Source organism: Nocardia sp. NPDC047654 (assembly GCF_043205035.1).
Lineage (GTDB): Bacteria > Actinomycetota > Actinomycetes > Mycobacteriales > Mycobacteriaceae > Nocardia.
Window position 1 is genome coordinate 98168 of sequence record NZ_JBIDDF010000008.1, and the last position, 26665, is coordinate 124832.

General features: G+C 66.3%; 22 protein-coding genes and 2 pseudogenes. 16 read left to right on the forward strand and 8 right to left on the reverse strand.

Annotation, left to right across the window (positions count from 1 at the left end; all coding sequences use genetic code 11):
- Positions 1-130: 130 nt before the first annotated feature.
- A complete protein-coding gene (locus ACGF7Y_RS21510) occupies positions 131-838 on the reverse strand; it encodes a GntR family transcriptional regulator (protein ID WP_393236309.1) in 708 nt (235 codons plus the stop codon).
- 808 nt (positions 839-1646) lie between these two features.
- Complete coding sequence (locus ACGF7Y_RS21515) at positions 1647-1847, reverse strand: hypothetical protein (protein ID WP_393236310.1); 201 nt, start codon at positions 1845-1847, stop codon at positions 1647-1649.
- 787 nt (positions 1848-2634) lie between these two features.
- Here ACGF7Y_RS21515 and ACGF7Y_RS21520 point away from each other — a divergent pair.
- On the forward strand, positions 2635-5016 hold the full coding sequence (locus ACGF7Y_RS21520) for an ATP-binding protein (protein ID WP_393236311.1): 2382 nt from the start codon (positions 2635-2637) through the stop codon (positions 5014-5016).
- Positions 5017-5071: 55 nt separating this feature from the next.
- Here the strand turns inward: ACGF7Y_RS21520 and ACGF7Y_RS21525 are convergent, their stop codons facing one another.
- The gene (locus ACGF7Y_RS21525) at positions 5072-5977 is read right to left on the reverse strand and encodes an alpha/beta hydrolase family protein (protein WP_393236485.1); all 906 of its coding nucleotides are present in this window, start codon (positions 5975-5977) and stop codon (positions 5072-5074) included.
- A gap of 398 nt (positions 5978-6375) precedes the next feature.
- A pseudogene (locus tag ACGF7Y_RS21530) lies at positions 6376-6502 on the reverse strand (acyl-CoA dehydrogenase); the annotation flags it as partial.
- 182 nt (positions 6503-6684) lie between these two features.
- Here ACGF7Y_RS21530 and ACGF7Y_RS21535 point away from each other — a divergent pair.
- Both ACGF7Y_RS21535 and ACGF7Y_RS21540 read left to right on the forward strand, forming a co-directional pair.
- Positions 6685-8106 (forward strand): MmgE/PrpD family protein, encoded by a 1422-nt coding sequence (locus ACGF7Y_RS21535; protein ID WP_393236312.1) that lies wholly within the window; start codon positions 6685-6687, stop codon positions 8104-8106.
- A gap of 187 nt (positions 8107-8293) precedes the next feature.
- The gene (locus ACGF7Y_RS21540; RefSeq protein ID WP_393236313.1) at positions 8294-9760 is read left to right on the forward strand and encodes an aldehyde dehydrogenase; all 1467 of its coding nucleotides are present in this window, start codon (positions 8294-8296) and stop codon (positions 9758-9760) included.
- A gap of 318 nt (positions 9761-10078) precedes the next feature.
- Here ACGF7Y_RS21540 and ACGF7Y_RS21545 read toward each other — a convergent pair whose 3' ends face one another.
- Positions 10079-11020, reverse strand: coding sequence for a LysR family transcriptional regulator (locus ACGF7Y_RS21545; protein WP_393236315.1), 942 nt, complete (start codon positions 11018-11020; stop codon positions 10079-10081).
- A gap of 78 nt (positions 11021-11098) precedes the next feature.
- Complete coding sequence (locus ACGF7Y_RS21550; RefSeq protein WP_393236317.1) at positions 11099-12454, reverse strand: phenylacetate--CoA ligase family protein; 1356 nt, start codon at positions 12452-12454, stop codon at positions 11099-11101.
- Between ACGF7Y_RS21550 and ACGF7Y_RS21555 the strand changes: the two genes are divergently transcribed.
- The 7 genes from ACGF7Y_RS21555 to ACGF7Y_RS21585 all read left to right on the forward strand — a co-directional run bounded on the left by ACGF7Y_RS21555 (position 12453) and on the right by ACGF7Y_RS21585 (position 18505).
- Entirely contained in the window at positions 12453-12653 is a 201-nt protein-coding gene (locus tag ACGF7Y_RS21555; protein WP_393236319.1) for a hypothetical protein, read from the forward strand. The two genes, ACGF7Y_RS21550 and ACGF7Y_RS21555, sit on opposite strands and share 2 nt — an antisense overlap.
- A 138-nt stretch (positions 12654-12791) precedes the next feature.
- Positions 12792-13937 (forward strand): acyl-CoA dehydrogenase family protein, encoded by a 1146-nt coding sequence (locus ACGF7Y_RS21560; RefSeq protein WP_393236320.1) that lies wholly within the window; start codon positions 12792-12794, stop codon positions 13935-13937.
- A 35-nt stretch (positions 13938-13972) separates the two neighbouring features.
- Positions 13973-14476, forward strand: coding sequence for a MaoC/PaaZ C-terminal domain-containing protein (locus ACGF7Y_RS21565; protein ID WP_393236322.1), 504 nt, complete (start codon positions 13973-13975; stop codon positions 14474-14476).
- Between the two features lie 4 nt (positions 14477-14480).
- Positions 14481-15686, forward strand: a complete 1206-nt coding sequence (locus tag ACGF7Y_RS21570) for a thiolase family protein (protein ID WP_393236324.1) — start codon at positions 14481-14483, stop codon at positions 15684-15686.
- 18 nt (positions 15687-15704) lie between these two features.
- Complete coding sequence (locus ACGF7Y_RS21575; protein WP_195152255.1) at positions 15705-16127, forward strand: Zn-ribbon domain-containing OB-fold protein; 423 nt, start codon at positions 15705-15707, stop codon at positions 16125-16127.
- Positions 16128-16179: 52 nt separating this feature from the next.
- Positions 16180-17358, forward strand: coding sequence for a CaiB/BaiF CoA transferase family protein (locus ACGF7Y_RS21580; RefSeq protein ID WP_393236326.1), 1179 nt, complete (start codon positions 16180-16182; stop codon positions 17356-17358).
- Positions 17351-18505, forward strand: coding sequence for a CaiB/BaiF CoA transferase family protein (locus ACGF7Y_RS21585; protein ID WP_393236328.1), 1155 nt, complete (start codon positions 17351-17353; stop codon positions 18503-18505). Before ACGF7Y_RS21580 ends, ACGF7Y_RS21585 begins: the two co-directional genes overlap by 8 nt.
- Here ACGF7Y_RS21585 and ACGF7Y_RS21590 read toward each other — a convergent pair.
- Positions 18487-18612, reverse strand: a complete 126-nt coding sequence (locus tag ACGF7Y_RS21590; protein WP_393236330.1) for a hypothetical protein — start codon at positions 18610-18612, stop codon at positions 18487-18489. The two genes, ACGF7Y_RS21585 and ACGF7Y_RS21590, sit on opposite strands and share 19 nt — an antisense overlap.
- A gap of 141 nt (positions 18613-18753) precedes the next feature.
- Here ACGF7Y_RS21590 and ribA point away from each other — a divergent pair.
- The 5 genes and pseudogenes from ribA to ACGF7Y_RS21615 all read left to right on the forward strand — a co-directional run.
- Positions 18754-19380, forward strand: a pseudogene (ribA, locus tag ACGF7Y_RS21595) (GTP cyclohydrolase II); the annotation flags it as partial.
- 180 nt (positions 19381-19560) lie between these two features.
- A complete protein-coding gene (locus tag ACGF7Y_RS21600; RefSeq protein WP_393236331.1) occupies positions 19561-21024 on the forward strand; it encodes an aldehyde dehydrogenase in 1464 nt (487 codons plus the stop codon).
- A gap of 61 nt (positions 21025-21085) precedes the next feature.
- A complete protein-coding gene (locus ACGF7Y_RS21605) occupies positions 21086-21859 on the forward strand; it encodes an N-acyl homoserine lactonase family protein (RefSeq protein WP_195152260.1) in 774 nt (257 codons plus the stop codon).
- Positions 21860-21867: 8 nt separating this feature from the next.
- Entirely contained in the window at positions 21868-23301 is a 1434-nt protein-coding gene (locus ACGF7Y_RS21610) for an MmgE/PrpD family protein (RefSeq protein WP_393236333.1), read from the forward strand.
- A 49-nt stretch (positions 23302-23350) separates the two neighbouring features.
- Positions 23351-24244 carry a LysR family transcriptional regulator gene (locus tag ACGF7Y_RS21615; protein ID WP_393236335.1) on the forward strand — a complete coding sequence of 298 codons (894 nt, stop codon included), beginning with the start codon at positions 23351-23353 and terminating at the stop codon, positions 24242-24244.
- A 72-nt stretch (positions 24245-24316) separates the two neighbouring features.
- On the opposite strand, the gene ACGF7Y_RS21620 is transcribed toward ACGF7Y_RS21615, so the two are convergent.
- Entirely contained in the window at positions 24317-25255 is a 939-nt protein-coding gene (locus ACGF7Y_RS21620; RefSeq protein WP_393236337.1) for an alpha/beta hydrolase, read from the reverse strand.
- A gap of 369 nt (positions 25256-25624) precedes the next feature.
- Between ACGF7Y_RS21620 and ACGF7Y_RS21625 the strand changes: the two genes are divergently transcribed.
- Positions 25625-26650: an FAD-dependent monooxygenase gene (locus ACGF7Y_RS21625; RefSeq protein WP_393236339.1), complete on the forward strand. Its 1026-nt coding sequence runs from the start codon at positions 25625-25627 to the stop codon at positions 26648-26650.
- The last annotated feature ends 15 nt before the right edge of the window (positions 26651-26665 follow it).

Genomic DNA, 26665 nt, shown 5'->3' on the forward strand with positions numbered 1-26665 from the left:
GTGGCGTCTCGGGCTCGAACCGACATTAGAGTTGGTTCGGATGCCGAAATGTCCAGCAATTTGGACAGTGCCCGTGCCGGCCTGGCGGCGACCGTGTCGGCCGGAGTGATCAGGTCCGGAGGTGTGCGGGTCAGCCTGCGGCCACCTCATCGGCCCACAGTCCGCGCTTCTCGAGCATCTCGATCACGTAGTCGGCGTTCTCGATGATGTGCGCCTCGGTGAGGTTCCTGGCACGACGCGAATCCTGTTTGCGCAACGCCTCGATGAGCTCTTCATGTTGCGGCGCGGCGGTTTGCACATGAGCTTCGATGGAGGCATAGAAATGGTTCGGCAGGTGTTTGACGATGTTGGCCAGCAACCGGGCCAGGCCATCGGAATCGGCGGCCAAGTTGATCGTGCGGTGGAACTCGTGACCCAGCCGGCCGATCTCATCCACGTCACCACGCTGGATCGCGGCCTCGCACTCGGCCACGAGATCGGTCAGTCGATCCAGCTCGTGTGGGGTGATCCGGTCGGCCGCACGTGCGGCCAGCTCGCCGGACAGTTGGCTCTGGGCCCAGAACAGGTCGCGGATGTGCTGGCGGGTGAAGGCGGCCACCACGAAGCCACGGCGTGGGAGCAGGGTGATGAGTCCCTCGGTGCTCAATGACAACAGCCCCTCCCGGACGGGAGTGATACTCACACCGACGGCCTCGGCGATCGGCTCCATGCGAAGGAACTCACCTGGACGCAGGTTGCCGGACAGAATCTGTTCGCGGACATACGCCGCGACTTCGTCGGGCAACTGCTGATGCCGGGCACGGGTACGGGCGGGAATGTCGGCCCCGTTCGACTTCACCGGCTGCTCCTCCTCTGCTCGCGGCACACGGCTACGCCACCCTACGGGCACCGCTTCGTGCAGCACTGATCGCAGATACAATATATCGCGTATGCGCACTGGCGGCGCGGCCATGCGATGCGGAACCGCCGGTGTCGCCGGGGCCGCCCTGTGCGGCTCGATCCGCGACGATGGCCGACGTCTCCGCGGCGCGAAGTGGCAACGCCCCGTGCCGTTCTGGCGCGGCCGGTGCGGTTCACTCCTTCATCGGCCGTGAACCTTGTGGGCGGGTCATCCTCGTCGGCGATACTGGTGCGCGCCAGCCGCACGGCAGTCCACAGGTCGCGATGATCTCGCGTTGCGTACTGCCATCCGAATAGTGGTGTATCAGCAGCGAGGCGGACGCGGGGTAGTGGCAGTCCGCGCATAGGCCGAAGTAGTCCAGAATCTCGCTGACGTCCGTGCGAATTCGCTCTGTCACTGCTTCTACTCCGGAGGCTTGCCCGGCGCGCCACTAGGCGCCAGGAGTTGAAGTATTATATATAAACTATGCGGGGCCGGTTCCGCCGAGTCGAGTCCGGGGAGGCGAGCGACGACTCGATCTTCGTGGACTTGTGTCAGTCCGGTCGGTACTCCGACTAGACACGGGGGAGCGGGGCGGTCCATGAGGTGAGGATGCGGAGTTTCTCATGGGACGTGCTCCCCGGTTCGCCGCGCCTGGCTTTGACGAATTCACCCAGCTCGCGCAGGTGGGGCGTTTTGTGGGTCATCACTTCACACTATGTCGACGACTGATGTCGTGCGTGGGAGAGTTTGCACCCAGGCACCGCTAGGCACCGGAAAGGCGCAGCGAGTGCCGCTTGGCGGCGGCTGCCAGTTCCCGTTCTCTGGCGCTGTCCGGCCCGCCTTGCCTGGCAAGATGTTCGTGCAGGCGGGCTTTAGCTGCGTACCACGCCGCGAGCGATTCCGTGTCGGCGCCGTGGGCGGGGCGTGTTAGGCACAGTGTGGTCATTTCGATCAATACGTTCATATCAGGGTCCTTCGACGATGTGGCCGTCGTCGGGCGTAGGCGGCGGTCCACCGGCTGGCGAGACATTATGCGAAATATATAATATCTTCACCGTGTTGGTGAGGCAACTGCGGGGAGTGGCGAGAAGTAGGTATGCCCGCGGCCGATCAGCCGTCGCGAGGGGATGAGGTGCACGAGACGAGGCTTTCCTGCGCCAGTCCGACCTGAAGCGCGCCCGCTCCCATGGACGAGGACGCCCGTTGCGCGTTTGATGATCCGGCGCTGAGACGGACTACTGGCGCCGCTGTTCGGCACGTGTTCGTCGTGCCGCTCCGCCGAGCTGGAATATGGGTGCCATCCTCCGGCGTGGATTCGATCGTTTCGTGGCGGGTGCTGCACTGCGCGGCGAACCCGCGCGCGGCGGTGAAGCGATCGATGATCGCCAGCGTCGCACTCGACGAAGGTCCGTGGTTGTACACGACGAACCGAGGCGAACTGCCATCGTCCGGGGCCGCACCGATCCGGGTGCGGTTCCACGCACGCCTCCGCGGGGACAGATTTCCGGACTGCACCGTTGACTCCGACGCGCGCATATCTGATGTCACTGCCCGACCGGCATAGCCAGACGACCGATCCCAGCCAATCGCGCCCCTCCCGGAGGGCTGGCACTGCGGCCGATCCATCTTGGTCGTGCTTTCCAACGGAAGGATGGCGTAGCTGGATTGTGCCCCGGCGATGGTCCGCGGCGATACGCTGGGCATCGGCGAAAGGTGAGCGTATTGCCTGGTGTCCGGATCGACTCGCACCGATGACCGACGATGACCCGCTGCGAACGCGCCGTGAGATGAGCACATCCGTCACGGCGTCGGCGTCGGTCGGTCGGAGCGGGCCTGGCAATCTGCCGCTCGAGTTGACCAGTTTCGTCGGTCGGCGCACCGAAATCTCCGAAGTGCGGAATCTGCTGTCGGCGTCGCGGCTGGTGACATTGACCGGGAGCGGGGGCGTCGGGAAGACGCGGCTGGCGCTTCGAGCCGCGTCGAATTCGCGGCGTGGTTTTCCCGAGGGGGTGTGGTTGGTCGAATTGGCCGACGTTTCGGACCCCGCGCTGCTGGTCGAGGTCGTGGCGGCGACCATGGGCGTGCGGGACGAGTCGGCCGAGCGGTTGCTCGAGATTTTGGTCGGGTATCTCAGTTCGCGGCAACTCCTGCTCGTGTTCGACAACTGCGAGCAGTTGGTCGACGCGGTGGCCGAGCTGACCGAGACGTTGCTGCGGGCCTGTCCTGACCTGCGGGTCCTGGTCACCAGCCGCGAGCCGTTGAATGTCGCGGGCGAAGTGCTGCTGCGGGTGTCGCCGCTGACGGTCCCGGATCCGGATCGGGAGCCGTCGATGCAGGGGCTGGCTCGCTTCGATGCGGTGACGCTGTTCGCCGATCGCGCGGCCGCGGCGGTGGCAGGGTTCGAACTCGATGAGGACAACAAGGCCGCCGTAGCTGGAATATGTGCCCGGCTCGAGGGAGTGCCGCTGGCGATCGAGCTGGCCGCGGCCCGGATACGGACGATGTCGCCGCAGCAGATCCTGCGGCGTCTCGACGATAGGTACGCATTGCTCACCCGCGGCAGCAGGACGGCGCCGACCCGGCAGCAGACGCTGCGGTGGTGCGTCGACTGGAGCTACGAGTTGTGCACCGCGCTGGAGCGGCGGTGGTGGGCGCGGCTGTCGGTGTTCGCGGGAGGCTTCGAGCTCGACGCCGCGGAGCAGATCTGCGGCTTCGATCTCGCAGCACACAGCGCGCTCGATGTGTTGTCGTCCTTGATGGACAAGTCGATTCTGCTCCGTGAGGAAACCGACGGCATCGTACGTTTCCGGATGCTCGAGACTTTGCGGGACTACGGTCGGGAGAAACTGGGTGGGTCCGGCGAAGAGAAGGATCTGCGCCGACGTCACCGCAACTGGTACCGGCAGCTGGCACTGGATTGGGAATCGGAGTGGGTCGGCGCCAGGCAGCCGGAGTGGATCGCCCGGCTCGATCGCGAACAACCCAACCTTCGAGAAGCGTTGGAGTCTTTCCTGTCCGACGATGCCGACGGAGCCGCCGACGCCGGAATGAGCACAGCCGCTGCGCTGTTCGAGTTCTGGAATTTCCGCGGTCTGTACGGGGAAGGCCGGGCCTGGCTGGATCGTGTCCTGGCCCAGCCACGCGCGCACTCGATACCCGATCGCGTCAACGCATTTCGAGCCGACAGTCAGCTGGCCGCGGCGCAAGGCGATTTCCAGGCGGCGACCGCCCTGCTGGAGCAGGGACGAGCGCTCGCCGAACAATCGCCCACCCCCGTGGTCGAAGCGCGCATCGCCTACGCCGAGGGTGCTCTCGCGCTCGCCGGGGGCGACTCCGCCCGTGCCCGCGCCGCCTTCGCGCGCGCCCTGACGTCACTCGGTCCGGAGGGGCCGGACAATCTACGCTTCAGTGCTCTGACGTTGCTCGGTTGGGCCTACGAATTGGGCGGCGACACAGCACGGGCGGCGACGTGCTATCAGCAGATTCTTTCCGCCACGCAGACAAGCGGCGAAATTCTGCATCGTTCGGCGGCGCTGCGCGGCTTGGGCGTCGCGGCCTGGCGACAAGGCGAGCGGCATCGTGCGAGGCGACTGCTGGAGAACTCCCTGCGTCTCAACCAGCGGCTGAACAACCCGTTCGTGGCCGCGTTCGGCCTCGAGGCGCTGGCGTGGACGGTCGAGCACGGGGACGAAGAGCGTGGCGCCGTTCTGATGGGCGCTGCGCAGGGAGCCTGGCCGGCCGGTAGCAGCGTCGCGAGTGTGTTCCCCAACATGGCGCGTTTTCACAGCGAAGGCGAACAGCGCATGCGCCGCGAACTCGGTGAACGCCGATTCGAGGCGGCATTGCGGCGTGGCCTGGCGATGGGGATGAACGCCGCCGCGGCGTACGCGGTGGGTGAACGGTCAGGCGGCGCGACGGCCCCGGCGGGCTCCTCGGAGTTGACCAGACGTGAGCGGCAGGTCGCCGACCTCGTCTCGCGAGGACTCACCAACAAGCAGATCGCCGCCAAACTGGTGATCTCGCAGCGCACCGCGCAAGGCCACGTCGAGCACATCCTGACCAAACTCGGCTTCACTTCGCGCGCTCAGATCGCGGCCTGGGTGGTGGAGGAGGCCGAGCAAGGCGGATCTTGACCGGCGCGCCTCCTCCACCGCAGTCACCGCTACGCGTGTGCGGAGCCGGTGGCGTCTACTTCATGTGGGAGTCGAACCAATCGAGCATCACCTCGGGGTGCTCACCGAAGTAGTTGTACCCGCGGAAGCGTTGGTCGGTCCCTTCGATCCAGTGCAATTTCTTGTCGGCGGCACCGATGTTGTCGTAGATCGCCTGCACATCGGACGGGTAGGTCAAGGTGTCGTCGCGCACCTGCGCCACCAGCGTCGGCATCCGCACCGCTGCGGCTCGCGGGATGGGCGATTGCTCGTCCACGTGGAAGCCGGTACGCGCGTGCAGCGCCTCGTCGAACAACTCGACACCGTTGTCGATGCCCGCGCCCTCGACGATGGTGCGCTCGACGAACGCGCGCGCGGAGATGGGTTGCAGCGCGATCATCGCCTTGATGTCGGTGAATTCAGCGGGATGCTTGTCGATCGCCACGAATGTCGAGTCGGCTCCCAGGCAGACGCTCAGTAGTCCGGTGGTCATGGTCGCGGTGTCCGGCCGGGACTTCGCGTAGCGAATCGAGCCGATCACGTCCCGGTATTCGAGCAGACCGATCCCGACGGTGCGGCCGTGTCCGTCGGGGCTGAGGCCGTGATTGCGGATGTCGTAGCACAGGATGTTGTAGCCGGCGTCGTGCAGAACTTTGTACTCGGGCAGGAAGTTCACCTCGAACCCGCCGAAGTCCTGGAACCCGTCGAGGTGACCGGCGTAGCCGTAGCGGTTGCCGGGCAGGAAATGGTTGTGGATGATCAACCGGTCGGAGTCGGCGGGGATGAACCAGCCCTCCAGCGTCAGGCCGTCCATCGAGGGGAAGAACACATCCTCGTAGGTCAGCCCGACCTCGTCGGGACGCCGATACACCGGACTCCGCTTTCCGTGCGCCCAGAACTCGACCATCGGGTCGATGACCTTGTTCGGCGCGACCGCTCCCATAGCCTTCGCGCCGACGTCGGTCAGTATGTCCTTGACCTTTGCCGTTGTGCGGGTCATCGCGTAACACCTTTCTGCTTGTGGGTTTTCCTCCCTCTGAGACCTACCCGATGGACGTGGAGCGAATCGCAGGATGCATAAAATTTGACGCATAATATGCGTCACTCGTAGGTCGGCCGGGCGGCGATCCTTCGATCGCTACCCATCGACGGGGCGGCTCCGTTGCGGGGAGAAACGACGTCGGTGCGAGCTGCGAGGTCGTCGGTTTGGTCGTACATCCGGCGTTCCCTGAGCACCTGCGAGTCGGTCAACGCGCGGCCGGCCGTCCGCCGACGCCGCCGCGTACCCGAGCGGATCGGAGTCCTTCCAGGGTGCCTTCGGGTCCGTCTGGGCCGGACACCGCTGCGGGCGGAGGTTACGAACAGATCGGCGAGCGGGGGCATTGGTGATGAAGCGCTTCTGGCCGTCGATGACCCGGTCGTCGCTGTCGCGGCGGACTCGGGTGCCCAGCACGCCCGGTTTGAGTCCACAATATAGAATGTCTAATATTGGGTAGGATTGTCATCGATGTCACGAACTCGCGCTGGTGACACCAGTCGGCCGAAGGTCCTACTCGAATCGGACCAGCGGCGGATGTCGTCGACCCCGATCAGCGCCATCGTTTATATCGGTGTCACCGCCGCGCGGTAGCAAGGGAAGGACCACCGTTGGTGTCGAGAACCATCGTCGAACAACTGGCCGATTTCACCACCGAGGTCGACTCTCGTCGCCTGCCGGAAGAGGTCGTCGTCGAATGCAAGCGCATCCTGCTCGATTCGATGGGCTGCGCCCTCGGTGCGGTCGACCAGCACAAGGGAAAGATCGGCATCGAATTCGGGCGACTGGCCGGTGGCGCCGACGGTGACGCCACCATCATCGGCACCGCCGACCGGACGTCGATCTTCGGTGCCGCCTTCGCCAACGGCGAATTGATCAACGCCCTCGACTTCGATGCGGTGCTGCCGCCCGGTCATGTGACGCCGTATGTGCTGCCGCAGACGATGGCGGTGGCCGAAAGTCAGCAGCGTTCGGGCCGGGATGTGCTCGCCGCGATCGCGCTGTCGCACGAGATATCGTTCCGCTTCTACAAGTCGGTCGACTATCTGCGTGACCGCACCGACACCGAGATGAACCTGTCGCCGGTGCTGGGGTACAGCAACACGATCTTCGGCGCCACCGCCGCTATCGGAAAGCTCGAGGGCTATTCCGCCGAGGTGCTCGCCAACGCGCTCGCGATCGCGGCCAGCACCTCTCCGGTGAATTCGATGCGGTCGTGGCTCGCGCACGCGCCGACCGCGACGATCAAATACTCGCTGGCCGGCGCCCTCACCAATGCCTCGCTGACCGCGGCCTACATGGCCAAGCTCGGTCATCGTGGTGATCTGCCGGTCCTCGACGACGCCGACCTCGGCTACCGGCGCTTCATCGGCACCCGGCGCTGGGAACCGCAGAACATCACCGCCGGTCTCGGCAGCGAATGGTTGTTTCCCGCCGAGCAAACCTTCAAGCCGTATCCGCACTGCCGTATCCTGCACGCGCCGCTGCACGCGCTGACCGAGATCGTGGAGCACAACGATCTGAAGCCGGAGGAGATCGAGGCGATTCGTTGCTGGGGCGAGGCCGCGGTCCTGCATCCGCTGTGGTTGAGCGATGTCATCGAACACACCCATGACGCGCAGTTCAGCATCGCGCACGGTCTGGCCGTCGGGGCGCACAACATCACCCCGAGCAAGGCATGGCACGATCCGGAGCTCGTGTTCAGCCGTTCTGTCATGGATCTTATGGAGCGGGTTACCTTCCAGCCGCATCCGGACTATTTCGAGGCCCTCTCCGCGCATCCGTCCGCGCGGCCCGCTCGTATCGAAGTAGACGCCCGCGGAACGACTTTCGTCGCTGACCGGGTGTATCCGAAGGGCAGCCCGACCCCGGATCCGGAGACCAGGATGACCGACGCGGAACTGATCGCCAAATTCCGGGTCAACGCCGACGGGGTGATTCCGGAGTCGCGGATGGACAGCATCGTCGAAGTGGTGTTCGACCTCGAGAGCGTCGACGACTTCGCGACGGTCATGCGCCGGTTGGGCACCCGGTGACCGCTATCGGCTGAAGGTCGCAGTCGAATACGACCGGCGACCGATATCGCCTCGGGTGTGCGCTGCGACACGCCCGAGACCGCGCGCCACGCAGCGCAACTACCGAGCCGCCCCACCGTGTCGGGACACGGCGGCTCCAGGACAGGACCGGCGGGAGCGAAGCTTCGGCCGGTGCGAGGAGAAGAACGTGGTCTATCAGGGCAACTACTCGAAGCTGTTCATCGGCGGCCGCTGGGCCGATCCCACCGCCACCGAGCAGATCGCGGTGATCTCGCCGTATACGGAACAAACCGTGGCGCACGTGCCCAACTCCGCCGCCAGCGACGTCGATCGTGCCGTCGCGGCGGCCCGGCACGCCTTCGATCACGGCCCGTGGCCGCGGATATCGCTGGCCGAGCGTATCGACGTACTGGCCCGCGTCAGTGCCGGTTTGGGGGAGCGGCAGGAGGAGATCGCCGAGCTGATCACCACCGAGATGGGCAGCCCCATCACCCTGTCGCGCAGTACCCAATCGCTGGGGGCGAAACTGCTGCTGGACGCCTTCCTCGGCCTGGCGCCGAGCTATGAGTGGAGCAGTATCCGGCGCTCCGCCACCGGCACAGGCCTGGTGACACGGGAACCGGTCGGCGTTGTCGCCGCGGTCATTCCGTGGAATATGCCGTTGCAGATCACCATGCTCAAACTGGGACCGGCTCTGCTCGCCGGATGCGCGGTGGTGCTCAAGACCGCGCCCGAGGCGCCACTGAACGCCTACGTACTCGCCGAGATCCTGCAGGCAGCCGGGTTGCCGGACGGCGTGGTCAACATCCTGCCCGCAGACCGCGGGGTCAGCGAACACCTTGTCACCCATCCCGATATCGACAAGGTGTCGTTCACCGGCTCGACCGCTGCCGGCCGGCGCGTCGCGGAGCTCTGCGGACGCGATCTGCGGCGCGTCACCCTGGAACTGGGCGGCAAGTCGGCGGCGATCGTGCTCGATGATGCCGACCTCGATCTCGCGATCGGCCAGATCCGCAAGCTCTCGATGCGAAACAACGGCCAGGCCTGCAGCAACAAGACCCGGATCGTGGTGGCCCGGTCCCGCGAGACCGAACTCGTCGAACGGCTGGTCGCGATGGTCGAATCCATGCCGGTCGGTGATCCGGCCGACGCGGCGACCGAGATCGGTCCGGTGGTCAGCGCGCGCCAGCGCGCGATGATCGAGAGCTATCTCGAGATCGGTCGCAACGAGGGCGCGAAGGTCGTCATCGGCGGCGGCAGGCCCGCCGGACTGGACCGGGGATGGTTCGTGGAGCCTACGGTTTTCACCGGGGTTCATCCGGATATGCGCATCGCGCAGGAGGAGATCTTCGGCCCGGTGCTGTCGGTGCTCACCTTCGCCGACGAGGACGAGGCCGTGGCGATCGCCAACAACTCGATGTTCGGTCTCAACGGATCGGTGTTCGCGGCCGACGACGAACACGCGTTGGCGGTCGCCCGCCGGATACGCACCGGGACAGTGGAATTGAACGGCAATACGGTGGGCTTCCACTCGCCCATCGGCGGCTTCAAGTGCAGTGGCATCGGTCGCGAGGCCGGGCTGGAAGGATTCGACGGATATGTCGAGCCCAAGTCCTATGGTCTGTCGCCTTCGCTGGCGGAATCACTGTCTTGACATGGCCATTCGATCGACCGGCACGGTGCCGTGGCCGCAGCGCGCTCGCCGAGCCCGGAATTGTCCGGCTGTCGGCGCGAAGGTAACGGTGCAGTCGTATCGGGTGCCGGTGCGGGCAGCGCGATGAGTCGCCGATGGCGGTGATCGGCTCGCGGCCTCCTGGCACGGCGGTCCAGGGAGGGGGGATCCGACGATCACAACTCCCTCCCACGCAGCCTTGCCAATGCCTATCCTCCGGCAACGACCGATCCCACATCGTCGCGATGGGCTGGGAGCTGGTCTGAGACCGAAGGCCCCGTGTCGGCGCTGCGCGGCGGCTCAGAGGTCGTCGGCGAGCTCGTCCTCGTCGACAGGGCGGGTCAGCAGCTGTTCGATGAGGATTTTGGTGGCAGGGCTGAATTCGCGGCCGCGGGCCGTGGCGAGGTGGATCCGCCGTTCCGCCCACGGCTCGGCGAGGTCGAGCACGGCGACGCGGCCGGTCCATTCGTGCCCGACCAGGCATTCCGGTTGCACGGTGACGCCGAGCCCGGCGTTGACCAGGCTGATCGCGGCACCACCGCTGCGTAAGACGTGTTTGGGCGCGTAGTTCTCGCCGATGCGCTGCGCCGCTGCTCGCAGCGCTCCGACCAACGCACGCGGTGCGATCAGGTTCTCCGGCAACAGGTCTCGAATCGTCACGCTGGTCAGCCTGCTGAGTCGGTGGCCGAGCGGCACCACGGCGACGATGCGGTCACGCCGATAGGGCGTCACCTCCACGCCGTCGAGGTCGAGACCGTAGGCCGAGGCGAAGACGCCCAGGTCGGCTTCGCCGCGGGCGACTTCCTGCACGATGTCGGCGTTCTCCACCTCGTGCACCACCACGTCGACCAGCGGGTACTCGCGGCTGAACTCGCCGAGCTCGCGGGCCAGGAACGGCACGATCACCGACCGGGCCGAGACGATCCGCAACTCGCCCTGCACGCCCTCGGACAGTGAGGCGAACTCGGTGCGCATGTCGTCGAGACTGTCGAAGATCATCCGCGCGTGGCGGGCCAGGATCTCACCCGCCGGACTCGGCACCACACCCTTGGGGGTGCGCTCGAGCAGCTTGACGCCCGCGATGTTCTCGAGGACTTGGATGCGTTTGGTCGCGGTGGACGCGGCGATGTTCTCACGGATCGCGGCCAGGCCGATCTGTTGTTCCTCGATCGCGGAGAGGAACAGGCGCAAGGTGAACAGGTCGACCTGTCTGATCAGGTGCAACCGGTTGAGCGTGCCCATGTCACCTCCGCTGTCGGGCCGTGACCGGTGTCTCCGATCATAGTGCGGGTCGGGGAGGAAATATTTCATATGTCGCATTCAGGGGGTCGGCACCCGCTCGATGAGGGCGACCTTGACGTGGTCGGGTCGCTTCAGGGTGCCGTCGGGCACCAGCTCGACGATCGTCTTCACGTTGAGCGCTGAGCGCACCCGGCCTTCGATGGTGGCGCGCAGGTCGTCGCGCTGTTCGGTGGTCAGGTCCAGTGCGTATTCCACGACCAGGGGCAGCGGACGCTGGGTGGAGTGGCCCTCGAAATCGGCGCGTATGCGCATCTCGCCGGTCGTCGCGGGCGCCAGTTCCATGACCAGCTCCTTGACCGCGGACGGGAACAGGTTGATGCCACGCACGATCAGCATGTCGTCGGTGCGGCCGACACAGCGCACCTTGTAACCCGTTCGGCCGCAAGCACAGTCGGTGCCGGTGACGACCACGTGGTCGCGGGTGCGGAAGCGCAGCAGGGGAGAGGCCTGGCGGCGCAGCGCGGTGTAGACGAGTTCACCGCTGGCGCCTTCGACGGGCGCCACCTGGTCACCGGTCTCGGGGTCGACGAGTTCGGCGACCATCAGATCCGGAGACAGGAAGTGCATACCGTCACCGACCTCGCACTCGCCCCAGTAGGTGCACGCGATATCGGTTCCGCCCAACATCTCCCGTGCCGTGGCGCCCCACAGCGACTCGAGCTTCTCGCGCACCGCCGGCAGTCCGCCGCCGGGTTCGCCACCCACGCTGATCGCGCGCACACCCAGTTCGGCGGCGGCGCGGCCGACGATCTGCGGCGCCTGCTCGGCCAGATGGGTGAGGAAGTAGGGGGTGCCGATCAGAGCGTTGGGGCGCTGATCGGCCTGCACGCGCAAGAGTCGCTCGGCGCCTGCTTCCGCGCCGATGGGGATGTCGACGATGCCCATGTACTGCAGAATCTGCACGATCGGCAGGCCGCCGACGAAGCCTTTGCTCATGCCGAAGCCGTGTAACAGTCGATCGCCAGGCCGGAAGCCGTTGGCGTAGAGGGCGCGGGCGCCAAGCTCACTCCAGGTGCGGATGTCGCTTTCCGTCAGACCCACGTAGGACGGTGATCCTGTGGTCCCCGACGAAGCCTGAATCTGCACGATGTCGGCATCGGCGGCGGCGACGTGGGTGCCGAGGGGCGGCGCGGACGCGAGGCTGTCGCGCAATTCCTGCTTCTCGGTGAACGGCAGATCGGCCAGGTCGGCGATTGTGTCGATCGTGTCCACGTCGACGCCGTGCTCGGCGAACTTCGCCTGATAGAACGCGCTGTTCGCGGTCAGGTAGGCGAGCTGCTCGCGGAGCCGCTCGTCCTGAACCCGGCGCGCCTCCTGCGCCGAGAGGGTCTCGGCAGCACTCCAGTACCGCGCCGAGAAAGGAACACTTCTCATGATGACTCCCGAATGGCCGTTGCAACGTCGCCGCGCTACCGTTGTGGTCCGGCGACGATTGTTCTCCGACCATAGTTGGGCTATTACTGCTATTCAATTCGCTGTCTTCGAATCGTCGATTCGCAATTTTTCACTTGCTAACGCCATGCTCGTTGGTCAACCTCGAATTGTCGCTTATTATGTGCCGCTGACCTGCTGATTCGCGGGAATATGGCCGCGATTCGGAGCTGTCGAACAGGCAATTCGAAGATCATCACTTGGCGCATCGGGCGAGCGGAATTAACGTTCTTCTCGGCGAACAAATCTATCCGAACCCATCGCATACGGAGCACAAAGAATGAATTCGAACTTCCTGGACGAGGCGCAGGCCGCCTGGCTCGACACCGTGAACAAGTTCATGGACAACGAGATCACCGTGGAATATGTGCGCAAGTGCGACAGTGGACGGGAGTACCCGTACGAGGCGTACGAGAAGATCGCCGCGCAGGGCTGGCTGGGCATCCTGATCGACGAGGCCGACGGCGGCTCCGGCGGCGACATCTTCGACTACTCGCTGATGGCCGAGGGCCTGGGCAAGTTCGGCTTCGACTTCGCCTGCTCGGTGCTGGTCCCCACGTTCACCGCGATGAACATCCTGAAGTACGGCACCGACGAGCAGAAGGCGCGCTACGTCAAGCCGTTCATCGACGGCCAGATCCGTTTCTCGGTCTCGATCTCCGAGCCCGACGCCGGCTCGGATGCCTCCAACACCAAGACCCGCGCCCGGCGTGACGAGAACGGCGACTGGGTGGTCTCGGGTCAGAAGCTGTGGTGCTCGGGTGCCGCTGCCAAGGACACCGTCATCGCGATGCTGGTGCGCACCGACGCCGAGGACAAGCACGGCGGCCTGTCGGTCCTGCTGATCCCGAACGACACCCCGGGCCTGGACATCCGCAAGCTGCCGACCCTGTCGCGCCACGCCACCGGCACCACCGAGATCTTCCTCGACGAGGTCCGCGTCCCCGCCGACGCGCTGCTGGGCGAGGTCGGCCAGGGCTGGAAGATCATCACCGACCACCTGGAGCTGGAGCGTTGCGCTGTGGCCGCCGCGTACGTCGGCAACGCGCAGGAAGCGGTGCGCGCGGCCAACAGGTACGCCCACGAGCGCATCCAATTCGGCAAGCCGATCTACGAGTTCCAGGTGCTCAAGCACATGCTGGCCGAGAACCAGACCCGCGTCGACGCCGCGCGTCTGCTCTGCTACCGCGCCGCCAAGATGAAGGCCGCCGGGCTGCCCGCTGCCCGCGAGACCTCGATGGCCAAGCTCTACGGCTCCGAGACCCTCAAGCAGTGCGCCCTCGACGGCATGCAGATCCTCGGCGGCTACGCCAACCTGCCCGAGGCCGACATGGAGCGGTACCTGCGCGAGAGCGTGCAGTCGACCATCGGCGGAGGCACCTCGCAGATCCAGCGCACCATCATCGCCAAGTCCATGCGCCTCTGATCCGAACTCCCACAAGCACTCTCAGGAGAACTTCGATGGCCACCATCAACAACCGCATCGACATGCCGCTCGACGAGATCGAGGTCGGCACCGTCTTCCGCTCCGGCGGACGCACCATCACCGAAGCCGACGTGGTGAATTACTGTGCGCTGACCGGCAATTGGATCGAGATCCACTCCAACGTCCACTACGCCGCGCAGACCCGCTTCGGTGAGCGCCTGGTGCAGGGTTCGCTGACCTACTCGCTGATGACCGGCCTGATCCAGTTCGGTCCGTCGATCCAGGCGAACTACGGCATCGACAACCTGCGCTACCTGAAGCCGGTGCTGATCAACGACACCATCTACGTCACCGCCGAAGTCATCGCCAAGAAGGACAAGGACGAGAAGTTCGGCGTCATCACCTTCCTGATGAAGGCGCTCAACCAGCACGGCGACGTGGTCCAGCGCAGCGAGTGGAGCCTGCTCATGCTACGTAAGCGTGAGGACCTCGACGCCCTTGTCGGCGCGTCGCTGCCGACCGAAAAGGCGCGGGGCTGACCTCATGACCAGACAACCCGTCGCCGCGATCGTCGGCATGGGCGACGCCTATGCCACGCGCGCGAATCGCAAGGACCCTCTGCAGCTGGCCGTCGAGGCCACCATGGCGGCGCTCGCCGACGCGGGGATCACGAAGAACCAGGTGGACGCCCTGTTCACCGGTCGCTCGCCGTGGGCCGACAAGCGCTCGCAGTGGAACAACATCTTCGCCTCGCACATGCAGATGCCGCTGACGTTCACCAGCGAACTCACCCTGCACGGCGCCGGCCTGACCGCCACGCTCGCGCAGGCCTCGCAGATGATCGCCGCGGGCAATGCGGAGTATGTGCTCTGTCTGCAGAGCGATGCGACGGAGTTGTTCGTCGACGCGGTCGCCATGGGCGCGGAGGCCGACGCGGATCCGCAGTTCGAAGTGATGTACGGACCGACGATCCCGTCGCTCTACGCCCAGGCCGCGCGCCGGTACTTCCACGAATTCGGTATCACCGAAGCCGATCTGGCCGAGGTCGCCGTCGCCAACCAGCGCTGGGGCGCCCACCACCCGCACGCGGCCAAGGCCAAGCACGGCGAGATCGATGTCGCCACGGTGCTCGCCTCGCCGTACGTGGCGACGCCGCTGCGGCGGTGGATGTGCTCCACCTGGGGTGGTGGCACCGGCGGCGCGCTGGTCGTCACAGCGCCCGACAATCTACGTCCCCACCAGCAGCCGGTCTACCTGCACGGGTACGGGTCGGCCACCACTCACGAGTACCTGTCGGACCGGATGAACATGCGCACCTGCAAGTTCGCCGACTTCGGCACCCTGCCGAACCTGACCCATACCGCCACCATCGAGGCGGCCAGGCAGGCTTATGCGATGGCCGGACTCGGCCCTTCCGATATCGACATGGTGCAGATGTCGGTGAACTTCGCGCACATGGGCCCGATCGTCATGGAGGACTTGGGCTTCGCGAAGAAGGGCCGGGGCATCGACGTCTATCGCGAGGGTCGCACCGGCGTCGACGGCGACCTACCCACCGACACGAACGGCGGCTGGCTGTCCTTCGGCCAGCCCGGCATCTCCTGCAATATGGACACCCTCATCGAGACCGTGCGCCAGCTGCGCGGGCAGGCGCTGGGGCTGGCGCCGACGCGCAAGCCGGAGACCGCGCTGGTCCAGGGCGCGGGCGGCATGCTGGCGGCGGGCAGTGTCCTGGTGCTGGCGGCCTGAGCGGAATCGGAGAACATCATGAGCGAGACCACCGCACACCACGACTGGCCACAGCCGTACCAGTTGCTCGACGCCGCACCGTACTGGGCGGCGCTGGACGAGCAGCGCCTGACCTTTCAACGCTGCGCCGACTGTGCCGAAGCCGTCTGGCCCGCGCACTCGTACTGCCCCTATTGCGCTTCGGCCGCCCTGAACTGGGAGGAGTCAGCCGGGCGCGGCACGGTCTATTCCTTCAGCACGGTGATGCGCGGCCCGACCCCGGTGTGGGCGTCGATCACGCCGTACACCGTCGGGTTCGTGCAGATGGCCGAGGGGTACATGCTCTTCGCCCAGATCGAGGGTGACCCCGAGTCCATCGCGATCGACCAGGACGTCACCGTCCGGTTCGTCGAACGCGGTGTCCAGACCATCCCCGTCTTCACCGCCGCGAACCCCGGGTAGAGGGTGCACCATGACAGCACACGATCGATCACGACCAGGGCAGGAGCAGCCGATGCAGAACGAACTTCCGCTGTCCGGAATCGTCGTGGTCGAACTCGGTGACAGCGCCTCGGCGCCGTTCACCGGCAAGATCCTCGCCGAACTCGGCGCCGAGGTGTGGAAGGTCGAGCGGCCGACCGGGGATTCCTCGCGAGGCTGGGGCCCGAGCATGTGGAAGGGTAGCGGCGCGGCGTTCCACGCGCTCAACCGGGGTAAGCGAACCATCAGCATCGACATCAAGCATCGCGATCAGCTCGCCTTGCTGCACCAGTTGATCGCCGAACGTGCCGATGTGTTCCTGCACAATCTGCGACCGGGCTCGGCGGCGAAGTACGGTCTGGACGCCGAAAGTCTCCGGGTGACCAAACCCGAGCTCGTGCACTGCGAGGTCGGCGCGTTCGGGCACAACGGGCCGATGAACGGTTTGCCCGGCTACGACCCGCTGATGCAGGCGTTCTCCGGCATCATGAGCATCACCGGCGAGCACGACGGACCACCGGTCCGCGCGGGCGTGTCGATCATCGACTTCGGCACCGGGATGTGGGCGGCCATCGGCATCCTCGCCGCGCTGCATCGGCGCAGTTCCAAACTGGACGGTGCCGCGGTGAACGCGTCGCTGCTGGAAACGGCGATCGCGTGGATGTCGATCGGCGTCGCGGGCTACAACGCCGACGGCGCGCCCGGCGAACGTCATGGCTCGGGTGTCGCGTTCATCGTCCCGCACCGCGCGTACTCCGCCGCCGATGGAGATCTGATCGTCAGCTGCGGTAACGACGGCTTGTTCGCCCGCCTGAGCCAGGCGCTGGACCGGCCCGAGTGGGCGAGTGACGATCGGTTCGCCACGAACGCGGCTCGCCTGGTCAACCGGGCGGAAATCGACCGCTTGATCGGTGATCGGATGGCAGAGCGCCCGCGCGAATACTGGCGGAAACGGTTGCAGGACTTCGGTGTTCCCGTCGCCCCGGTGCAGACGACCGCCGAGATGGTTGCCCACGAGCAGACCAAGGCGCTCGGCATCATCGGTGCGCCCACCGAGGACGAGATCGGGGTCGTCGGACTGCCGTTGTCGTTCGACGGCAAACGACCACCCCCGTTGCCGCCCGCCCAGGACGTCGGTGGGGCCGACGATCAGCTGCGCGACCTGCTCGGACAGCGAACCGGCACCAACAGCAACGGAAAGAGCAATGGTTAGCAGCAGTGGCCCGCTGACGGGCATTCGCATCGTCGAACTGGGCGGAGTCGGACCGACTCCGTTCGCCGCGATGCTGCTGTCGGATCTGGGCGCCGACGTCATCCGTTTGGACCGCCCGCCGGGCTACGACGGCGGCGCGCCGATCGACGCGAAGTTCAACCTGCTCAACCGGGGCAGGCGCAGCGCGATCTTCGACCTGAAGAAGCCCGCGGCGGTCGAGGCGGTACTACGGCTCGTCGGCGAGGCCCATGTGGTGCTCGAGGGATTTCGGCCAGGGGTCGCGGAGAAACTCGGCCTCGGCCCTGATAAATGTATGGCCGTGAATCCGGCGCTGGTGTACGGCCGGATGACCGGGTGGGGTCAGCACGGGCCGCTCGCGAGCGACCCCGGTCACGATCTCAACTACATCTCGCTGACCGGGGTGCTGCATTCGGTGGGCCGCGCCGGTGAACCTCCTGCCATCCCGCTCAATCTGGCGGGCGACTTCGGCGGTGGGTCATTGTATTTGGCGCTGGGCGTGGTTTCCGCGCTGCTGGAGAGTCGCACGTCCGGTCGCGGTCAGGTGGTCGACGCCGCCATGGTCGACGGCTCGGCATCGCTGATGACGCTGTTCTACGGTCTGTTCGCCGCGGGCTACTGGAGCGACGAGCGCGGCGTGAACCGGCTCGACTCGGGCGCGCCCTGGTACAACGTCTACGAAACCGCCGACGGCGGCTGGATCAGTGTGGGCGCCAACGAATCCCGCTTCTGGCGCAACCTGCTGCGGATCATGGGCATCGACGAATCCGAGATGCCCGGCCAGCACGACAAATCGCAGTGGCCCGCGATGCAGGAGAGGTTCGCCGCGGTGTTCCGCACCAGGACCCGCGACGAATGGTGTGCTCTCGCAGAGGGGCAGGAGGCGTGTCTGACCCCGGTACTCTCACTCACTGAGGCGCCGCGCAACGCGCACCTGCGGGTCCGCGGCACCTTCATCGATGTCGAAGGTGTGGCCCAGCCCGCTCCCGCACCGCGTTTCAGTCGCACCCCCGGTGCGATCCAGCGACCGCCGGCCGAACCCGGTGAGCACACCGACGAGGTGCTGAGCGACTGGGGATTCACCCCGGCCGAGCTCACCGCCCTGCGCGATCAGGGCGCGATCGGCTGACTGCGGCGAGCCTCGACCACCGCGCCCGCGGTGTGGAAATCGGCCAGCTCGATCCGATGTGTCATCCGCCAATAGTCGGCGACCCGCCACGGCATGTTGGTGACCACGCGGCCCACCGCGGTGCGCTCCCAGCTGCGCGTGCCGCCGTATAGTTCCAGATCATCCTGGCGTGGGCCTCGTCGAGTTCCCGGTTGTCTACCTCTTGCTTGCACTCGACAATGGCCAGGTCGCGTTCGATCATGGTGCACCAGGCCGGGGACTTCACCGCCGTGGGCTATCGGTCCGTCGAGGACGGGGTCGAGCACATCGCCCCTCGTCCTCGGCGACGTGTCCGGACCGGAACCCGTCCTCACCCGCGTGCACTCGGAATGCCTCACCGGTGACGTCTTCGGTTCCCGCCGTTGCGATTGCGGTGCGCAACTGAGCGAGGCGATGGACCGCATCGCCGCGCTCGGCCGCGGCGTCGTGATCTACCTGCGCGGGCACGAAGGCCGAGGCATCGGGCTGGCGGACAAGCTACGGGCCTCTCGTCTCCAGGACGGAGGCGCCGACACCGTCGACGCGAACATCGCCCTCGGCCTGCCGGTCGACGCCCGTGACTACGGTGCCGCCGCCCAGATCCTCCGCGAATTGGACATCAGCGCGGTGCGGCTGTTGACGGACAACCCTGAGAAGGCGATAGCGTTGACGGACAACGGGATTCAGGTGCCTGCGCTGCTGACGCTCACCTGGCGGCAGACCCTCACAGCGCCGCCTATCTGCTCACCAAACGAGAGCGGATGGGCCACGCGCTGCCGGATCTCCGGTTACCGAGCCACGACCGGTTCCCGGTGGGCAGTTCCGCGTCGGCCACGGGAATTCTCGAGTACACCTGAGCCGGCGGTCGTCCGACCGGCTCGTTTCGCTCACCGTGAATCCACGTTTCCCGATTGTCAATTGACTCGGCACCGTCGTGGGCAGATCTTGAGTGGGAGGTTTACATCACATTCACGCGGGCCGGCTGTTGCAGTCGCAGAAGTCTCGAGGCTCGCGACTCGGCAGAAACGGCGGTCTTCGTGCAACACGACAACGCGGCACACTTCTTCATCGGCGGTAGGTGGGCTGCCGCGGCGTCGGGCGCGACGTTCGACGTGGTATCGCCCTTCTCCGGTGCGCTGGTGGCTACGGTGGCGGCCGCGTCGAGGACTGACATCGATGCCTCCGTAGCCGCGGCTCGGGAGGCGTTCGACAACGGTCCCTGGCCCCGTATGACGCTGAGCGAACGCGCCGAAGTGGTTCGCCGGTTGCGGGAGAACCTGGCCACCGACGCGGCACAGATCGCCGAGACGATCACCACGGAGATGGGTGTGCCGATCACGCAGACGACGGCGTCACAGGCAGGGGCGGCGCTGGCCCTCCTGGATGCGAATCTCGAACTCGCCGAACACTATCCATGGCGGTCGTTGCGGCGTTCGGCATTGGGGAACGCGCTCGTCGTGCGGCGGGCGATCGGTGTGGTCGCCGCGGTGATCCCGTGGAACGCACCGATTTCGGTCGCGATGCTCAAGCTCGCTCCCGCCCTGCTGGCTGGCTGTACGGTGATCCTCAAACCCTCCCCGGAAGCCCCGCTGAGTTCGAATCACCTCGCGGCGGCGGCCGCTGCGGCTGGATTGCCCGACGGCGTGCTGAACATCGTCACCGCCGACCGTGCCGAGAGCGAGTACCTCGTCACCCATCCCGGCGTCGACAAGGTGTCGTTCACCGGCTCCACCGCCGCCGGGCGCCGGATCGCTGGTCTGTGCGGTGACAACGTGCGTCGGTACACCCTCGAACTCGGGGGCAAGTCGGCAGCCGTCGTCCTGGAGGACGCCGATATCGAGTCCACCGCCAAGGCGCTGCGCACCCTGTCGTTCCGCTACAACGGACAGGCCTGCACCAACAAGACTCGGGTGGTCGTTCCGCGTTCCGTGCACGACGCCCTCGTCGACGCGTTGGCGAGCGAGATCGCCGATATCAGGGTCGGTGATCCCGCCGATCCGGCCACCGAGCTCGGTCCGCTCGTCAGCGCCCGGCAGCGGGCCCGCGTGGAGGGATACCTCGTCGCCGGACGCGGCGAAGGAGCCGTCGTCACAGTCGGCGGCGGCCGTCCGGACGGGTTCGCTGCCGGTCAGTTCGTGGAGCCGACATTGTTCACCGGCGTGACCAACGACATGACGATCGCGCGGGAAGAGATCTTCGGTCCCGTCGTCGCGGTGATCGCCGTCGCCGACGTGGACGAGGCCGTCGCCGTCGCGAACGACTCGGTCTACGGACTGTCCGGGGCGGTGTTCAGCTCCGACGACGAGCGAGCGATGCGCGTCGCGCAGCGACTCGAGACCGGAAGCGTCGAGGTCAACGGCGCGAGCACCGGATTCCATGCCGCCCTGGGCGGATTCAAACACAGCGGCATCGGCCGAGAGGCGGGCCTCGAAGGCTTCGACGCCTTCACCGAGATCACGTCGTTCGGAGTGCCTGAGGCACTGGCCGATTCACTCGCCTGACCTCGGCACGTCGCCGAGCCCTATTCACTCGAACACAACCGAGTCCCGAAAGGACACCGCCATGCCCGCGCGACGTCTCATTCCGCTGGCCGGAGCATCGATCACCCTCGACAGCGGTCTCATCACCATGGGTACCCGAGGTCCGCTGACGGTGCCGATCCCGACCTTCCTCATCGAACACGAGCGTGGGCTGGTCTTGTTCGACACCGGACTCGTACCGGAGGCATGGTCGGATCCGCGCGCGGTCTACGGCGATCTGGTCGATATGTTCGCCCTCGACTGTCCGCCGGAGAACACTCTGCAGAACCAGATCGAGCTGGCCGGGTACGAACTCTCCGACGTCACCCACGTGGTCATCTCGCATTCGCACTTCGACCACACCGGCGGCATGTACCTGTTCCCGGACGCCCAGTTCTTCATGTCGGAGGTCGACATCCGGTACGCGATGTGGCCGGACGCCTACTTCCGCGGCTTCTATCGCGCGGCCGATTTCGAAGCGGTCCGTGACTACGCCTGGAACCCGCTGCGCGAGGACCTCGACCTGTTCGGTGACGGTGCCGTCGTCCTGTACCAGACGCCGGGACACACACCCGGTGAGATCAGCCTGATGGTGGAGCTGGCCGAGGCGGGCAAATTCCTCATCACCGGAGACACCGTCCACCTCCGCGCGGGCGTCCAGTACGAATGCCCGTGCCCGGTCGACTACAACGCCCACGAAGCGATCATGTCGATCCAGCGCATCAAGCAGCTCGCCGCCGCCCAGAACGCCCAGATATGGGTTCTCCACGACCCGCAGGACTGGGCCGAATTCGCCGCCGCCGGCGCGATTGTGTAGGAGATCCGGTGGATGTCGCTGAACCGCGCCATGCTTCGACCACGGCAGAGATCGCGCGACACGTCGTCGCGGTCGCCGAGACACCCCCGCAGCCGCGGGATGCCGAAGCTCTGCGCCGCCTGCTCCTGGACAACTTCATCGTCTCGCTGTGGGGGACCACCCGTCCGGTGGTGACCGAGCTCGCCGACTGGACCGCACGATTCGCCGGGACCGGCGACAGTCATGTGCTCGGACGAGAGTGGACCACCGACCCGTCGATCGCCGCCCTCGTGCACGGCACGGCGGCCCACGCCTTCGAGCTCGACGACACCCACAACGCGACCGCGAGCCACCCTGGCTCGGTCATCATGGCCGTCGCACTGGCGGTGGCCGCCGAGAGCGGTGCGCCGGTCTCGCGCGAGCAGTTCTTCCAGGCGATCACCGCCGGGTACGAGACGATGGCATTGCTCGGTGAAGCCGCAGGCGGTATGCGCGTTGTCCACCGTGGCTTCCATCCGACATCGCTGCTCGGTACCTACGGCGGTGCGACCACCGCCCTGGTCCTGCGGGCTCTGCGAGCGGGCGAGCGAGTCGATCCGGTGGTGGTCGAGACCGCGTGGGGACATGCGCTCTCGCAGCCCTCCGGTTCGATGCAATTCTCGGCCGAACCGGAGGGCGGCGAGGTCAAGCGGGTGCACGCGGGGCTCGGTGCGCACAATGCGATCCGCGCGGCCGACTTCGCGGCGCTGCCCGCGGTGACCGCACCGCGGCTGGCCCTGGAAGGCGTGTACGGCCTGGCGGCCTGCTTCGGTGGGGAGCCGACTGCTGTCCGAACCGACCGAGGGCTCGCGATCCACCAGATCAGCTTGAAGCCGTACTCGTGCTGCCGTCTGTTCCACTCGACCATCGAGGCGCTGCGTGTGGTCACCGACGCGTTCACGGTGCCCGCCGACGAAATCCGGGACGTGTTGGTGACAGGACCTCGGCTGATCGCCGAGCAGCACCTCACGCGGGCCGATTCGTCGATGACCGCGCAGTACAGCTGCCCGTTCGTGGTGGCGGCGACGATCGTGCACGGCCCCGAGCGGTATGACGCTTACACCGAGGAGAATCTTCGGGATCCGGCGGTGCTCGATGTTGTCGAGCGGGTCCGGTTCGAGGTGGACGAGGTGATGGAGGCCGAGTTCTATCCGCAGCATTTCGCGACCGCGGTGCGGGTGGAACTCAGCGACGGATCGATCCGAACGACACAGGTCGTCGACAGCGTCGGAACATCGGAACATCCGATGTCGGTCGAGCAGATCATCGGCAAAGCTGCCGGGCTCGCCGGTGCTGGGGCCGACGGCTGCGGTGCGCGGTTGGCGGATGTGATCTGGCGCGAAGACTCCGATCCACTTGCCATGGCCACGGCTTTATGGGCCGAGGCTCGAAAAGTTGTCGCGGCGCGAGGTGCGACGAGTTGACCGATTTTTCGCGATCGAGGCGCAACAGCCGGGGTAATATCCCCTGATCATGCAGTGGCAGGTCGATATTTTCAGCCTGAGACTCTTTCTCTCGGCCATCGAAGAACGCCAGATCGGCCTCGCGGCAGCGCGAGAACACATCGCTGCCTCCACCGCGACGAAGCGTATCCAGGCGCTCGAAACGATGATCGGCCTGCCTCTGCTGGACCGGACGCGAACAGGCGTGGTGCCCACCGAGGCGGGGGCAGTTCTGGCGCGGTACGCGCGGAAGATGCTCGCCGACCTCGACGATCTTCGGTCGGAGATGGTCGCCCTCACCGTCGGGCTGGAAGACCGGTTGGTGGTCGCGGCAGCGCACTCGGTGATCATCGATCTCCTGGCGCCCGCGGTCGGGTTGTTCCTCAACGAGCGCCCGTTCGTCGAATTCTCGCTCAGCGAAGTCGACAACAAAGAGGTCGTTCGCCAGCTCGAAGCCGGAGAGTGCGATATCGGCGTGTTCGCCAGCGTCGGCGAACCGAAGTGCGCCGCCGCCGAATTGGCATTGCTCGGCAGCGAGCCACTCGTCGCCGTCCTGCCACGCGACCATCCCCTCGCAGCCGCGGGTTCGGTGCGATTCCGCGAACTCGCCGCGGAGGGTCTGATCGCGACACAGACAACGGCGGCGATCTACCGAGAACACGGAGCCCAGCCCGGCGACCTCCGGCATGTGGTGCGCACAGGGGAGGTAGCACTGGGGATGGTCCGAGCCGGCCTCGGGGCAACCGTCGTCCCTCGGCGCATGGCCGGCCAGGCAGCGGATTCCGAGATGTTGCTGCGGACACTCGACGAGGAATGGGCGGTGCGACGCATCAATGCAGCCACCGCGAGGCGGAAAGCAGGCACTCCAACGGTCGCCGCTTTTGTCGCGTGCTTGATGCGGCAGATATCGCAATTATCGGTGTAGATGCGAACCGGCGACAGCCGGTAGTTGTCGTGCAACTACCGGCTGTCGGTCTGGAGAACCGGTATCTGTAAATCAGATGTGCTTGGAGAGGAACGGAATTACTTTCTCCAGCGCGGCGCCCGCGCCCTGGGGCTGGTCGTAGAGGTCATAATGCGATACGCCCTTCAGCACCACGAGTTCCTTGTCGGTCGAGGCGGCCCGGTCGTAGATCTCATATCCGTCGCGATAGGCACCGAAAGCGCCGGGCTTGTCACCGATGATGATCAGCGCGGGTTGGGTGAGCAGAACTTCGGAGAGGTGGAACGCGTCCCAGCCGAGCGCCGAGGCACCGTGCGCGATGTCGAACGTCGCCGGACCGTTGGGCGCCTGACCGCGGGGAGTGCAGTAGTAGTCGTACGCCTCGATGATGTCGATGTCGCCGATCTGCTGAGCGACCTCGGGCGACGGCGGCAGTGCGGCGCTGACCTCGCCCCTGGCGCCACCGAGCTCGGCCGACCGCTGTTTGGCGACCGCCTCGAGGGCCGCGACGGGTCCGCCCTGAGCGAGCGAGTTCTCTCGTACCATCCGGCCATAGTTGACGCCGGTAATCGACACCACAGCCTTGAACCGGCGCTCGGTCATCGTGGCATTGAGCGAATAACCGCCGCCGCCGCACACACCAAGGACACCGATCCGGTCTTTGTCGACGTAGGGCAGGGTCATCAGATAGTCGGCCACCCGCCGGAAGTCCTCCACCCGCTGCGTCGGATCCTCGACACGGCGCGGGCTGCCGCCGCTTTCGCCCTGGAAGCTCGCGTCGAAGGCGATGGCTACATAGCCTTCCTCGGCCAGCCGGGTCGCGTAGATGTTGCCCGCGGTCTGTTCCTTGCAGCTACCGATCGGGTGTGCGCAGACGATCGTCGGGTAGGTCTTCGAACGGTCGAACGAGGGCGGGAAGTACAGATCCGCGGCGATGTCCCACGTCATGTCCGGATTGCGGAACTTGACGTGCTCGATGTTGTCAGTTGCCACCAGCTAGCTCCTTCCGCCACCGCCCGCACGACTGGTACGGGGGATTTCGAACCGGCCGACTTCTTCGGCCTGTTCACAGTTTTTACCGTTAGCCGCCCGATAACCAGGGAGAATTTTCGCCCAGGTTGTTCCCCGTGGTGTTCATGGCCTTCCTGGGAGCAATTTCTCCCCTGCAACAGGTGGTCGGCGGGTGCCACCATCGAGTCGGACATCAGCACGGCCGAGTGCCGTGGGCCGAACGCACCCACCGCGTCGACGCGGCGAAGCGGTCGCGCCGAGTGAACTGAGGAGACCGTCATTTCTACGAATAATTCTGGGCAGACGTCGCGGCGCGCGGCGGCACTGATCGTCGGTGGCTCGCTGGGTGGGTTGACAACGGCGCTCGCGCTGGCGGCTCGCGGTACCGCGGTGACGGTCCTCGAGCGGACATCCGGGCGCACCCAACGTGGCGTGGCGATTCTGGTGTCCGGTGCGAGTCTACGCCGGGCGCTTGGTCGGCAAGCGCGTGAGATCGTCGGCAAGGCGCTCGGTCCCGCGTCGATGCGTCAGGGTGTGTACCCGCATTCCTGGTGGGACGTGTACTCGGCGTTGCGTGACGCCGCCGATGCGGAGCCGCTGGTCACGGTGGTCGAGAACGTGCATATCGTCGAGATCGGACAGGACGGCACCGCTGCCTGGGCCAGGGAAGCGGACGGCTCGACGTGGACCGGCGACGTCCTCCTCGGGGCGGACGGTTATCGCAGTGTGGTGCGCCGCTGGGTGGACGCGGCCCGCCCCGTCGCCGACTACGCGGGCTACGTCGTGTGGCTGGGGCAGTCGGAGCTGCCGGAGTCCTATCTCGACCGGACTGGCGGCCCCGACTTCTTCTCCGGCGAGGACGACATGCTCGCCGTGTACCCGCTGATCGACCGCGACGGGGGCGTCACCCGCTACGGATGGGGCTGGTTCGATCCGCACCACACCTCGCTGTTCCGGCGGATCGGCGCGATCGAGGGCACGGAGGTCAAGCACACGCCGCGCGTGGACGCGATTCCCGCCGAGGTGTACGACGACATGGTGCGCACCGCCGAGACGCGGTGGTCCGAACCGTGGCGCACGGGGGTTGTCGAAGCGTTTCAGGCAAGGGAGGTGGTGGCCACGCCGATCACCGAGTATTTGCCGCAGCGGGTGGTCAACGGCCGCATCGGTGTGCTCGGTGACGCCGCGCACGCTCAAACGCCCATGACCGGTGCGGGATTCGAAGAGGCGGTCACGGATGCGGTAGCACTGGCCGAGGCACTCGACGGCGTCGATGTCGAAGAAGGCCTCGCGCGCTACGAATCCGCCCGGTTGGCGGGAATGCGCAATCGAGTGTCGGCGGGACAGTCGTTCAGTCGGTCCTTCGCCGGCGTCTAGCACTTCGCTGAAAGC